At 29.4% G+C, this 13,788-nt stretch carries 13 protein-coding genes and 1 riboswitch; of the genes, 12 read left to right on the top strand and 1 reads right to left on the bottom strand.

Annotation, left to right across the window (positions count from 1 at the left end; all coding sequences use genetic code 4):
• Positions 1–50: 50 nt before the first annotated feature.
• The 6 genes from CXP39_RS00115 to mnmE all read left to right on the top strand — a co-directional run bounded on the left by CXP39_RS00115 (position 51) and on the right by mnmE (position 5,885).
• The gene (locus CXP39_RS00115; RefSeq protein ID WP_036256385.1) at positions 51–1,673 is read left to right on the top strand and encodes a PTS transporter subunit EIIC; all 1,623 of its coding nucleotides are present in this window, start codon (positions 51–53) and stop codon (positions 1,671–1,673) included.
• Complete coding sequence (locus CXP39_RS00120) at positions 1,673–2,167, top strand: protein-tyrosine phosphatase family protein (protein WP_027048322.1); 495 nt, start codon at positions 1,673–1,675, stop codon at positions 2,165–2,167. Before CXP39_RS00115 ends, CXP39_RS00120 begins: the two co-directional genes overlap by 1 nt.
• Positions 2,167–2,922 (top strand): hypothetical protein, encoded by a 756-nt coding sequence (locus tag CXP39_RS00125; protein ID WP_027048323.1) that lies wholly within the window; start codon positions 2,167–2,169, stop codon positions 2,920–2,922. Before CXP39_RS00120 ends, CXP39_RS00125 begins: the two co-directional genes overlap by 1 nt.
• 1 nt (position 2,923) lies before the next feature.
• Positions 2,924–3,130 (top strand): hypothetical protein, encoded by a 207-nt coding sequence (locus CXP39_RS00130; protein WP_027048324.1) that lies wholly within the window; start codon positions 2,924–2,926, stop codon positions 3,128–3,130.
• 82 nt (positions 3,131–3,212) lie between these two features.
• On the top strand, positions 3,213–4,478 hold the full coding sequence (gene serS, locus CXP39_RS00135; RefSeq protein ID WP_027048325.1) for a serine--tRNA ligase: 1,266 nt from the start codon (positions 3,213–3,215) through the stop codon (positions 4,476–4,478).
• A gap of 48 nt (positions 4,479–4,526) precedes the next feature.
• Entirely contained in the window at positions 4,527–5,885 is a 1,359-nt protein-coding gene (mnmE, locus tag CXP39_RS00140; RefSeq protein ID WP_027048326.1) for a tRNA uridine-5-carboxymethylaminomethyl(34) synthesis GTPase MnmE, read from the top strand.
• 103 nt (positions 5,886–5,988) lie between these two features.
• Here the strand turns inward: mnmE and CXP39_RS00145 are convergent, their stop codons facing one another.
• A complete protein-coding gene (locus CXP39_RS00145; RefSeq protein WP_027048327.1) occupies positions 5,989–6,591 on the bottom strand; it encodes an FMN-dependent NADH-azoreductase in 603 nt (200 codons plus the stop codon).
• An 83-nt stretch (positions 6,592–6,674) separates the two neighbouring features.
• Here CXP39_RS00145 and CXP39_RS00150 point away from each other — a divergent pair, with 83 nt between their 5' ends.
• From CXP39_RS00150 to CXP39_RS00175, 6 genes are all read left to right on the top strand, one after another.
• A complete protein-coding gene (locus tag CXP39_RS00150) occupies positions 6,675–7,475 on the top strand; it encodes a TatD family hydrolase (protein WP_027048328.1) in 801 nt (266 codons plus the stop codon).
• Positions 7,476–7,546: 71 nt separating this feature from the next.
• Positions 7,547–10,459 carry a cation-translocating P-type ATPase gene (locus CXP39_RS00155; protein ID WP_051591883.1) on the top strand — a complete coding sequence of 971 codons (2,913 nt, stop codon included), beginning with the start codon at positions 7,547–7,549 and terminating at the stop codon, positions 10,457–10,459.
• A gap of 82 nt (positions 10,460–10,541) precedes the next feature.
• The gene (locus tag CXP39_RS00160; protein WP_027048329.1) at positions 10,542–11,351 is read left to right on the top strand and encodes a TatD family hydrolase; all 810 of its coding nucleotides are present in this window, start codon (positions 10,542–10,544) and stop codon (positions 11,349–11,351) included.
• Between the two features lie 41 nt (positions 11,352–11,392).
• A riboswitch (TPP riboswitch) is annotated at positions 11,393–11,484 on the top strand.
• A gap of 24 nt (positions 11,485–11,508) precedes the next feature.
• A complete protein-coding gene (locus tag CXP39_RS00165) occupies positions 11,509–12,399 on the top strand; it encodes an energy-coupled thiamine transporter ThiT (protein ID WP_027048330.1) in 891 nt (296 codons plus the stop codon).
• A gap of 179 nt (positions 12,400–12,578) precedes the next feature.
• Positions 12,579–13,028, top strand: a complete 450-nt coding sequence (locus CXP39_RS04005) for a hypothetical protein (RefSeq protein WP_027048331.1) — start codon at positions 12,579–12,581, stop codon at positions 13,026–13,028.
• 78 nt (positions 13,029–13,106) lie between these two features.
• Entirely contained in the window at positions 13,107–13,763 is a 657-nt protein-coding gene (locus CXP39_RS00175; RefSeq protein WP_027048332.1) for a PD-(D/E)XK nuclease family protein, read from the top strand.
• Positions 13,764–13,788: the final 25 nt, after the last annotated feature.

Raw genomic sequence — 13,788 nt, forward strand, 5'->3', positions numbered from 1 at the left:
CTACCTTCTTTTTTATCGTCAAATTAATAAAATATTTTCAAGGAGGAAAAATGAAAAAAGCACAAATTATAAAAAATAAAATTTTCAGCGCGCAATCTTCGCTGGAAAGCTTTGCTCGTGCAATTTTAATTCCAATCTCGATTATTCCATTGTTGGCCTTAATTGGAGCAATGGGATACGCTGTTCAAGCAATTGCGGTGTCTGCTGGCACATATTCTGGAAATACCAAAATTGCTGCAGATGCTATTAAAAATATAGGAATGATTGCAATTACAAATATCGACTTTTTGGTAGCTGTTGGATTAGCTGCAGGTTTAGCCAAAGAAGAAAAAATTGCTGCTGCTTTATCTGGGTTAATGGCCTTAGCTGCACTTTATGTTTCAGGCAATATGATTATGTCAATTGTTTCCCCAAAAATGCTTGTTGGCAATGGACCAAAAGAAAATGGCCTAATTACCAGATTTGGAGTAATTGGATTTCAATATTCTGCATTAGGAGGTATGACTGCTGGGATGTTAGGATACGGAGTTCACCGCTGAACTTACAAATTAAAATTTCCAACATACTTGGCCTTTTTTGGTGGTCCCCGATTTTCGCCAGTAGCTGCAACCTTGGTAGCTTGATTATTTGGAATGCCATTAGCCTTAACATGAATTCCCATTTCCGGAGCTATTAAAAGTTTTGGAGAGGGTCTCACTAGCATGGGAGTTGCTGCACCATTTATTTATGGGTCATTTATTAGAATGTTAATTCCTTTTGGTTTGCATCACGTTTTGAATTATTTTTTGTACTATACAGAAGTTGGAGACACCTGGGTAAATCCGCAAACCAATGAAACGATTAAAGGAATTTACAGTATTGCTATTGCTAAAATAGGGGCTGGAGAATTTGTTACAGCAAAGTCTTCCTGAATTATTAATGGAACATTTCCTACAAATATGTTTTCTTTAACCGGAGCTGGTTTTGGAATGTGAATTTGCATTCCAAAAGAAAATAGAAAAGTCGGGGGGAGCATAATTTTTTCAGCGATGTTGTCTTCATTCCTATCAGGAATTACAGAACCAATTGAATTTACGTTTTTATTTTCAGCACCAATTCTATATGTTATTCATATTATTTTTACAGGTTGCACATATATGTTCATGTATATAGGAAATTTCGCTCAAGTTTCAACAAGAGGATCAGGATTGATTACATGAATTATCGTAAATGGAATTAATTTTAAAAATATTGAGCGAGTATGGGGGATTTTTATAATTGGCCCTATGATGTTTGCAATATATACAACAACCTTTGTAGTTCTTATTAAAAAGCTAAGGTTAAGAACACCTGGAGTTAATGGAACTGAAATTAAGTTACATTCTAAAAAAGATTTCAAAGAAAAAATAAATCCAGAGCTAAATTTTGTAAAAATGAATGACGATCAAGAATTAAACTTAATAGTAACAATAATTGAGGGTTTTGGAGGAAAAGAAAATATTTTAGTACTAGCAAATTGTGTTTCGCGTTTGCGAGTAACAGTTGCTAATGAAAAGTTAGTTGACGAAAATATCTTAAATTCTACTGGAAATTTTGGTATTAAAAAAATGCAAAATAAATATCAAGTAATTTATGGTCCTAAAGTAATTAATATTGCTACAGAGCTAAAAAAATACTTAAAAATGGAGGAATAATGACACGTAAATTAATTGTCAATAATTTAACTCTTGGGGATCAATTTTCTGCCCCAAGCAATATAGCAAAGGAAGTAAAAATTAGCGATATCTATTATAATTTTTTTAAAAAAAATACAAACATAATAATTCGAGATAAGGACTTTATTTTGCTACCCGATAAAATTATTTTAAATATTGTAGATATTCATGATGTTAATACTTTATCAGAAAGAACGTTTATTGCTGGATTAAAATTTTTAATTGAAAATGAAGATGCAGATACATATGTTCATTGTCAACTTGGAGTAAGTAGGAGCCCATCGCTTGTATTTATTTATTTAGTTTCACAAAAGTTTATTAAGGCTGATAATTTTTCAGATGCTATTGCTGATTTTATAGATAATTTTTATCCGTATATGAAATTAAATCAGGGAGTTTTTGACTTTTTAAAAACAAAATTTCCTTTTGTTGATATAGCCAAAAAAGCCAAACAGGAGTGAGGTAATTTTTAATGAGCAATAAGATTATTAAATTTGGAAATTATTTTGTAGAAATTTTTCAAAATGACAAATGTATTTTTCGTGAATCAAATTTGGTTGCATATGATTTGAAATCTTTAAAATTGATTGGGGCAGGTTTATATGCTGAGAATAAAATTCGTGAAGAGGGTAACTTTTTGTCAACGCGATTTTTTGAGAATGATAAGATGATCAATATTGAAAGTTTCATTTTTTACTTAAGATATTTAAAAAATACAAATATTTTGCCTAAAGATGAAGAAATCACATTTATCAAAATGAGCAAATTTTTGCAAGAAATCTGTAAAATGGAGTTTCCAAAAGCTCAATTTATAACTCAAAGAAAATTTTATAAAAATATAATTAGTAGTAATGCAGATTTTTATGTTGATTTAGAATATCATGCAACTTGAATCTATGAAAAAAATTATGGAAAAATATTTAAAATTGATTTTGGAATATTAAAGATTCAGAAATCTTTAAATGAGTATTTGTCTGTTAATTTTAATGGTCTTTTAAATACAAAGAAAACACTTGCTTTGCTAGATATTATTTCTAAAAAAGATTTTGACTCAACAGAAGTTGAATTAAGGGCAATTGGTACAGGTAGACCATTTAAAGTAAAAATTTTAAAAAATTCTGAATCGCTAAAACCTATCGAAGACCTAAAATCTCAAATTATGAAAATTACTAATAAAAAAGTAGTCGAAGGTAATATTGATTTTTTGAAAATTATTGAGAGACAATAACGTGTTAGCAGATATTATCTTAATTATTTTTGGTTTGTTATTGATTATTTTTGGAACATTAATTTACTTTAAATATAATAAACGAAAAAATAAAAACTTTACTTCTAAGCAAATGTCACTTACATATTGATTTAAAAAATCAATTTGATTAATTTTTATTGTGAGTGGAATTATCTTGTTAGCTCTTTGTATTGCTGTTAACATGTAAAATTACAAAACTGTAAAAGTAATTTTTTTGTCTTTAAAATACTTAAGAAAGTATATAATTAAATTAACAAAAGAGGTATTTTATGATAGATATAAATTATGTTGAACAAAATTTAAAGGAAGTGACTGAACGGTTAAATTCACGAACACAAGATTATACAAACGATCTTATTTTTGCAGTTGAAAAAAATATTGCGAGAAAACAAATTCTTAAAGAAGTAGAAGAAGTCAAATCTTCTAAAAACTTATTGTCTAAAGAGATTGGGCAGCTTTTGAAAAATAATAATCATAAGGAAGCAAAAAAAGCTAAAGAAAAAGTTTCTCAAATGAATATTGTAATTGAGAAATTGGATAAAGAATTAAAAAAAGTTGAAGCAGAATTAGAAAACAAATTACGCTATATTCCTAATATTCCAAATTTAAATATGCCAATTGGAAATGATGATAATGATAATGTTGAAGTTCGTCGTTTTGCAGATGATAAAATTATTAAACATCAAACTCCTCATTGAGAAATTGCTTCAAAATTGAATCTTGTTGATTTTGAAGCAGGACCAAAATTAAGTGGATCGAGATTTTTAGTATATACTGGGTTAGGTTCTAAGATTGTTAGAGTTATTGCAGATATTTTATTATCAGCTCATACAAAAAGGGGTTACAAAGAAATGTTTGTACCAGTAATAGTAAATTCCGATGCAATGTTTGGAACAGGAAATCTTCCAAAGTTTGAGGATGATGCTTATAAAATTGGTGATCAATATTTAATTCCAACTGCAGAAGTTCCGTTAACAAATTTACATGCTAATGAGATTTTAGATAATAATCAATTACCAATTAAATATACCTCTTTTACGCAATGTTTTAGACAAGAGGCAGGATCAGCGGGACGAGATACTAAGGGAATGATTCGTTTACATCAATTTAATAAGGTAGAGCTTGTAAAACTAGTTCATCCAGAAACTTCTGATATTGAGTTAGAAAACTTAGTGAAAGATGCGGAAAATGTTCTTCAACTATTTGAATTACCATATCGTGTTGTAGAATTATGCACTGGAGATGTTGGTTTTTCTTCAATGAAAACTTATGATTTGGAAGTATGATTTCCAGAGCAAAATAAGTACCGTGAAATTTCATCATGTTCAAATTGTGGTGATTTTCAATCTCGCAATATGTCAACAAGATTTAAAGATAGTAATGGTAAAACAAAGTTGGTTCATACTTTAAATGGTTCTGGAGTTGCAATTGATCGTTTGTTTGCAGCAATTTTAGAAAATTATTGAGATGGAGAAAAACTGGTTTTACCAAAAGTAATGAGACCATATTTTGACAACCAAGAATTTTTAAAATAAGACTTTACGTCTTATTTTTTATATAATAGTATTTAAGCGAGGTATAGAATGGCAAAATTAAATGACACAATTGTTGCGCCAGCAACCAGTATTGCAACACAGGCCATTGCCTTAATTCGAATTAGCGGTGATGATGCATTTGTAATTATTAATAATTTATTAAAAAAGAAAATTCTTACTCAAAAAGGTGTTTTTGTTCGCAAACTTTATGAAAATAATAATTTAGTTGATGAAGTGGTTCTAACAACTTTTGTTAACCCTCAATCATTTACTGGCGAAAATGTTGTTGAAATTGCTTGTCATGGAGGAATTTTAAATACAAATAGAATTATTAGATTAATTTTAAATTTAGGTGCTCGAATGGCAATGAAAGGTGAGTTTTCGCAACGTTCATTTTTGAATGGTAAAATTGACTTAATTCAAGCTGAAGGAATTAATGATTTAATTCACGCAACTAATGATTTAGCTTTAAAAGTTGGAATTGATAATATGAGTGGAATTAACAACAAGGCGATTGTTGAATTAAAAGCAAACTTAATAGATATTATTTCACGAATTCAAGTGTCAATTGACTATCCCGATTATGATGACATTGAGGGGTCTAGTGTTGAAGATTTAATTAAACTGTTGACTTTAATAGAGCAACAAGTTACAAAACTACTAGTTCGTTCAAAAATGGCTAATAAATCTGTTGAAGGAATTAAAACTGCAATTGTTGGTCAAACAAATGTTGGAAAATCGTCAATACTTAATACTTTATTAAACGAAGATAAGGCAATTGTAACTGATATTCCGGGTACGACTAGAGATATTGTTGAAGGTCAGATAAGTTTGGGAAATGTCACTTTAAATTTAGTTGACACTGCAGGGATTCGTCAAACTGACGATGTTGTAGAATCTTTGGGAATTAAGAAATCTAAAGATCTAATTAATAAAGCTGACTTAGTGATTTTCGTTATGACAAAAAATAATCTTGATAGCCCAGAAAATGTTGAAATTTTAAAGCTTTTAAAAAATAAGTCACATATTCTGACAGTCAACAAAAATGAGTTGTTAACTAAAGAAGAAATAAAATTAATTGTTTCAAAATATCCACAAGCCGTGTTCACGAGTGCAATTAATAATGAAATTGATGATTTAATTTTTAAGATTAAAGAAATGTATGTAAACGAAGAAATTTTAGCTTCTAATGAGCTAATTTTGATTAATATTAATCAAATAGCTTTAATCGAAAGCGTTCAAGAAAAAATTAAGCAGGCATTACAAGCAATTCAAAATTTTATGCCAATTGATATTGTGAATGTAGATTTGTATGAAGCCTGAAACTATTTAAATGAATTAATTGGGGAACAATATGATGAAGAAATTATCGATAATATATTTAGAAAGTATTGTTTAGGTAAATAAAAAAACTAGAATATTGTTGCTTAATTGGTTATTAAACATATTGGTACATTAAAAATGACAAAGAAATTAAAAAAAGTAAGTAATTAAATTACTTACTTTTTTATTAAAATATTTTAGCTGCAGCTTGAATTTCTTTTTCAATTGTCTTGACTGCATCAACTGGTGTTAATTTGTTTAAAGGTTCAGTTTTTGTTCCTGCTAGCAAAACTGGTGTGTTAACTTTAGCAGCAACAAATTCTCAAGTACCTTTTAAATATTCAGTATGATTACCTCATAAATATCAACCATAAGGTGCTCCTTGTGTAGTTAATATTTGAACTTTTAAATGATCTAATAATCCAATTGCATCACCCTTTTTTGAATACTTGTAAGAAAAAGTTTCGTTTGCTAATAAAATATGATCCAAATAATTTTTTATTAACGCAGTTACATTAAAGTTATGCATTGGACTTACCATGATAACCTTATCGACACTTTTTAATTGACTAATGTATTTTAATGAATCCTCTTCATTAAAATATGTTCCCATGTTTGATCTTGTCAGTGTTTTTGATGCCATAGCAATTTCATTCAAATCCAAATACTCAAAAGTATCATCTTTGTTTAATTTTTTATATTCTTCAATAAATTTTTTTGCTAGTTCAGCAGAATATGAAGCTTCAACAGGGCTAGCAGAACCTGAAACAACTAATATTTTATTACTCATATTAATATACCTCCTATGTTGTATATGTAATTATTATAACTTTATTTTTGATAAGATATAATTTAATAAAGGGATGGTGTAAAATGATTGACAATAAAAAAATTTTTGATGCTCATATTCATTTTAACGATGAAACTTTTTTTAATGATGAAATGATTGCCGATTTGCTTGAAGATGGATATGAAAATAATGTGGGTGGATGGTTATGTGCTTCATTTGATATTGCCTCTTCATTAAAAGCCATTAGATATGCTGAAAAATACGATGATATTTATGCAGCAATCGCGATTCACCCTAATGAAGTTAGTAATCAAGATTTTAGTAATTTTGAAATATTGAAAGACCTTGCTACTAAATCAAAAGTTATAGCAATTGGTGAAACAGGGCTTGATTATTTTTACACCAAAAAAGATATGGAATTGCAAAAAGAATGGTTCATTAAGCATATTCAGCTTGCCAATGAAAATAATTTAGTGTTACAAATGCACATTAGAGACGAAAAAGATCAATATCAAGCGTATGATGATACTTTAGAAATTTTAAAAGTTTATCAACCCAAAAAAATGATCGTTCATTGTTTTTCAGCTAACATAGAGTATGCTAAAAAGTTTTTAGAAATTGGCGCATATATTAATATTGGGGGAGCCGTTACTTTTAAAAATGCTAAGGATTTACAAGCTGCCGCTGAGTATATTCCGTTAGATAAAATTTTACTAGAAACTGATGCACCTTATTTAACACCGCACCCTCATAGAGGAAAAACTAATTACCCAAAGTATATTTTTTTAACTGCTCAAAAAGTAGCAGAATTGAAAAATACTAGTCTTGAAAATATAATTGAGGCTACAACAAAAAACGCAAAAAAAATTTTTGAAATAGAGTAAATGCCTAATGAAACTAAAAATTAGAGTGTTATAATTAAATAATGTTTTAAAGCTCAGGAGGAATTATTATCATGAGTACAAATAATACTGTCAAATTTAAAAAAGATTTGAAACGTTGATATGCAATGTCAAATAAAGAAATATGTAATAAATTTGATGTTGATCCAAATGTTGGATTATCTTCACAAGAAGCTCAACGTCGTTTAGAATTAGAGGGCCCAAATAAACTTGAAGAAGCCAAGCAAACATCAAATATAGTTATTTTTCTTAAAACTTTTTTAGATCCGTTAGCAATTTTAATGGTTTTTGCAGGTATCCTATCTGTTATCTTACCTTTAGCTTTGAAAATTACTTTAAAGGGAGAAAATATAGCTGGAATTTGTGTAATTTTTGGAGTCGTGTTGGTTAACTCTTTAATTTCATCAATTCAAGAAATTAAAGCACACAAATCTTTAAATGCTCTTAAATCGTTGGCTGAACCAAAGACAATTGTTATTCGAGATGGTAAACAAATTGAAATTCCCGTCGAAAATATTGTTAGAGGAGATATTGTATGTATTGAAACAGGAAAATTTATTCCTGCTGATATTCGTATTATTGAATCGCCAAAGTTAAGAGTTGATGAATCTGCATTGACAGGAGAATCATTACCAGTTGAAAAAATTACTAAATCTTTAATGAATAAAGAAATGGTGTTAGGAGATCAAATTAACTTAGGCTTTATGTCTACTTTCATTACCGATGGAAGGGCAGTTGGTGTGGTATTTGCAACTGGTAAATATTCTGCAGTTGGTCAAATTGCATCAAGTATTGCTAATACGAAGCAAAAAAAATCTCCGTTACAAAATAAGTTAAGTCAGTTAACATTATGAGTTTCAATTTTTGCTGTTTTGTTAGGAAGTTTAATTTTTACAATTATGTTTTTAGAAAGTAATCGTACTCCTGAAAATTTAGTTGATGCTTTAATTTTCTCAATATCTGCTGCGGTTTCTTTAATTCCTGAATCAATTATGATTATTGTTACGATTGCTTTGTCTATAAGTGCTCGAAAAATGGCAGATCGTAAAGTTATTGTAAAAACATTTAATGCAATTGAAACATTGGGAGCAGTTAATGTAATTTGCTCAGATAAAACAGGAACTTTAACTCAAAATAAAATGACTATTTTAAAAGTTTTTAGTAATAATCAAATTCAAGATCAAAGACTATATCGCTATAATAAAAATGATCCACAATCATTCCATTTTATAAATGCTTTAATGTTATGTAGTGATTCAATAAGTGAAGGTGGAGTTCAAATTGGTGATCCGACTGAGTTAGCGTTAACTAATTGAACACAGTTATTAAAGCTTAATGAATTAAAGTATCGTGAAATGTATCCAAGATTAGATGAAATTCCCTTCAATAGTGATAAAAAATTAATGACTACTGTTAATGAAGTTGATGGAAAACGAATTGTTTATACAAAAGGAGCATTGGATGAGTTGTTAAAACGCTGTTCAAAGACTTATGTTGATGGAGAAATTGTTACGCTAACTAAGGCAATGAAAATAGAAATCCAAGAAAAATGTACTCCTTTATTGGAAGAAGCATTACGTGTTTTAGGTTTTGCATATACTGTACAAAATCCCAGATTAGACGAATATGATCAACATGAAGTTTTCTTAGGTTGTGTTGCAATGATGGACCCACCTAGAAATGAAGCAAAAACTGCCATTAAAAGAGCAAATGATTCAGGAATTCGTGTAATTATGATTACAGGTGATCATAAAATTACAGCGTTGGAAATTGCAAAACGTTTGGGAATTTCAAATACAAAATTTTATGAAGGCTTAACTGGTGAAGAAATTGATCAGCTAAATGATGCTGAATTTAATGAAAAATTAAAGACAACAAATGTATTCGCAAGAGTTAACCCAGAACATAAAACCCGAATAGTTGAAGCTTTACAATCTCAAGGAAAAATTGTCGCAATGACAGGAGATGGAGTAAATGATTCACCATCACTTGCAAAAGCTGATGTTGGAATAGCAATGGGAATGAGCGGAACTGATGTTGCAAAAGAATCGGCAAAAGTAATTTTAGCAGATGATAATTTCGCAACAATTATTTCAGGAGTTCGTGAAGGACGTAATGTTTATGAAAAAATTAAGCGTTCAATTGCCTTTTTATTGGGAGCAAATTTATCTCAAATATTAACAATTTTAATTGTTTTATCAATAACAGCTCTTAGTGGTGAAAAATATGGAACGCCAGATGGAATTATTAAAGCATTGGGAGATATTAATGTTTTATGACATATTTTAGCTGTCGAGACAATTTTGGCAATTCCGATTGGAATGGCTCATTCTAAAGAAACATTAATGGCTTATGCTCCTCGTAATGCTAAAGAATCTGTTTTCAAATGGATTTTGTGAGAAATATTATCGATGGCAATTATACATACAACTTGTGCAGTAGCAGCTTTCTTTATAGCAGCTGTTTCAATGGATGACGCACAAGCTGGTTCTACTGCTGCTTATGTTGTAATTATTTTTGCCCCAGTATTTTATGTATGAACTACACAAACTCGTAATTATAGTGTTAAGGTTGCTCGTGATAAAGCAGAAAAAATGCGTATTAATGAATGAATGATTGCTGCAATGGTTTTTGCATTTATCTTAAACATTGGAACACTTGTAGTTCCAGGAATTAACTCAGGGTTTAAAATAGCAATGAATATGCATTTCTGAATATGAGGTGTTTCATTTGCTTTAGCTTTTGCAACATTTCTGTTAAAATGATTTGAAAATTATTGCTTCCGTAAAATTTATCAACACATCCATCGTGATGAGTTGACAGTTGCAAGTTTTAACTTTAGAAAAAAACAAATTCGAGATGAAAAGAAAAAACTTCGTACTGCTAAAAAACTTCGTGTTCAAATTCGTAAACAAAAAATCAAATCAAAAATTGCAAAATTGAGCAAAGAGCTAAGAAATTCTTAATAAAATAGAAATCTTTAGGGTTTCTATTTTTTTTGACAAAATTAACACTTATAATTAATTTAATAAGAAAAGAGGACTACTTATGCCATCAGGAATTTACGATATTCATTGTCACTTAAATGATAGTGCGTATGCAGAAATGGAAATTACATCATCAGAAATTGTTAAAGAAGCAAATAGGGTTGGAGTAGCTCTTATTAATAATATTGGTTTCGACATTAAATCTTCAAAAGTTGCTATTATTCAAGCAGAAAAAAATAAAAATGTATTTGCAGTTGTTGGGATTCATCCTAATGAAGCTCACTTGTTTACAGAAGAAGCGTATGAATTTTTAGAAGATTTAGCTCATGCAGATAAAGTTGTTGGAATTGGGGAAATTGGCTTAGATTATAATCGTTCAACCAAATATATTAAACAACAAAAAGAATCTTTCATACATCAAATTAAAATTGCTCAGCAATTAAACCTACCAATTATGTTACATATACGTGATATCAATGGATCGACTAATGCTTATGATGACGCGCTAGAAATTTTAAAAAAACAAAAAGTTACTTCTGGTGTTGTTCATTCTTTTGAAGGAACTTGAGAAATTGCTCAAAAGTTTATTAAGCAAGGAATTTCGATTTCTTTAAATGGTGAAGTTACCAAAGTAGCAGAAATTCAGCGAATTGCTAAGAATATTTCGCTTAATTACTTAATGGTAGAATCAGATGCACCATATTCAGCACCAATACCTTTTGATAAACGTATTAACCATTGTAAATATTTACCATTAACGGTCCAAAAAATTGCTGAAATTCGTGGAACAACAAGTGGGGAAATTGCAGCAGCTACTCGTGACAATGCACAAGAATTATTTAGAATTAAAAACAAATTAATATTAGAGTAAACATCTTTCGATGTTTTTTTATTTCTTAGGTTATAATGAAAGAGAAAAGGCAGAGGTAACTGAAAAGTTTGAGAAATACTCTTAGAACCTGATCTAGTTAATACTAGCGTAGGAAGTCCTTATAATTTTATATTCTGTCTTTTCGAGAGGATAAAATATGCAAAGAAAATTATTTTTTTGGGCAAGTGTCGCATACAGTATTTTATTTGTAAGTGCATTTATTGCTTTGACAACAATTTATATTAAAGAAAGATTAGCCAATGATTCATCGGGTAATTTAGTTATTTTAATTTTTGCAATGGTAGTATTAAATATTATTATTATAGCAGTACAAATTTTGTTAGGATTTTCTTTTTTTGAGGATACTGATATTGAAACAACAGATGCTAAACAATTTTTAATTTTATCATTCATAACTTTAAATTTTGTTTCTATTATTTGAAATAGTTTGAACATTAATTGAAGATGAAAAAAAATAAGAATTCAAAAGTTTAAAGTAATTGATATTACCTTTATGGGAATGATTGTTGCAATGTTTATAATTTTGGATTATCTTATGGGATTTGTACAATTGCCAGCGTATACATCATTGTCATTAAAATTTTTACCATTATTTTTTATGGCTTATAGTTCAGATTTTTTTAAAACAAGTTTAGTTTGTATGATTTGTGGAGTAATCTCTTGATTTATGCCAGGTAATTTAGATGCTGGAATGCCAGGAGCATTTATGTTTGACTACTTCTTACCAATTATGGCTATTTCTGGTTGTTGCTTTTTGAGACCAGTTAAAACCACTTCAAAAATATTAGATTTTACAAGTTGATTTATTTTTGTAACTGTTCCAACTATTTTAATATATCTATTTAGAGTTATTGCTGGTGTCTTGTTTTATGGAGCCTATGTTTGAGAAAATTATAGTATTTGAATTTATTCATTAGCACTAAATGCTATTAATACGACTGTCGATTATGTTTTATTTTTAATAACTGTTCCGTCAATGTGTAAAACTTTGAAATATATTGTAAATAGGTTAAATCAAAATCACTAATTTGGATAAAGATTATTTAAGTCATAATAAAAATAAATAAACACTTTTATAAATAACCATATACAATTACATAAGAGATACTAAAACGTGAATAAGTTGCCAAGAGTTATTATGTTGTAAGGTCTTGAAAAAGAGAGATCCCGTACCAAAAGCTGGACGTAAGAGATCGTAAAGGAAAAATGGAAAAAAGAGATAGAAATTCATCAGATAGAAATTCTGATAGAGGATTTTCACGTGATCGTGAAGATAGAAGAGATAGAGACCGTAATGGCGATAGAGATCGCGGTGAAAGAAATTACGGCGGAGATCGTGGATCAGATAGAGATCGTGGATCAGATAGAGATCGCGGCGGAGACCGCGGTGGAAGAAACTTTGGTGGAGACCGTGGTGGCAGAACTTACGGTGGAGACCGTGGAAATAGAAGCTATGGTGGAGATCGCGGTGGAAATCGTGGCGGTGGAAGAAGCTTTGGCGGAGATCGTGGCGGAAACCGTGGTGGTAGAAGCTTTGGTGGAGACCGTGGCCCAAGAAGAGAAGGACCAAGTTTTGGAGAAAGAATTGAAGCTTTAGAAAAACAAGTAGCTCAATTAGTGGCAATTATTAGTGGAGAAACAGAAGTTTCGGAATAATAAAAATAAAACGTCATATTTGACGTTTTTTTATAGTTTTTTAGCCTTTTAAGATAAAATTTAAATGATGAGGTAAAGATGAAAATTAAAGAGTATTACGCAAATCCACTTGTAAAACTTAATGAAGCAACACATGAATATTATTGAACAGCAACTAATGAAATTATTCAGGGTCCAAGCATTACAAAATTAATTGAAGTTGTTTATCCTTTTAATGTTAAAGATATTCCAATTAAGGCTTTAAAAGCTGGAATTGAAAAAGGAATTTGTGTTCATAATCGATTGAGTGAATACATAAAAAATAATAATGAAGGCACTTGCGACCATAAATACAATGGTTGACCAATTCAAACACATACAAGAGAATATTTATGAATTAAAGAAAATTTATCAAATGTATTACCTAAAGAAATTTATAGTGAAGTTTCACTTTCAAATGGACGTTATAATGGAACATTTGACTTACTTTATTTGGATCAAAATGATAAATGACATTTGGTTGATTTTAAAACTACTGCTCGACTAAATAAACAAAAAGAAATTTTGCAACTCAAGTTTTACGAAGATTTGATTACTACTGCTTTTGAAGACATTGATGAAATTCATTATTATGAAATTTATAATTCTAAAAATCAGGAACATTATAATTTTGATGAGTTTATGCATAAGCAAGCAATCTTTGAGAAAGAAAAAATTATGAAAGAATCAGAATTTAGTTATTTATTTGAGGAATAAAAAGTTAGAGTAATCTCTAACTTTT

Origin of the sequence: Mesoplasma syrphidae (assembly GCF_002843565.1) — a bacterium.
Lineage (GTDB): Bacteria > Bacillota_I > Bacilli_A > Mycoplasmatales > Mycoplasmataceae > Tullyiplasma > Tullyiplasma syrphidae.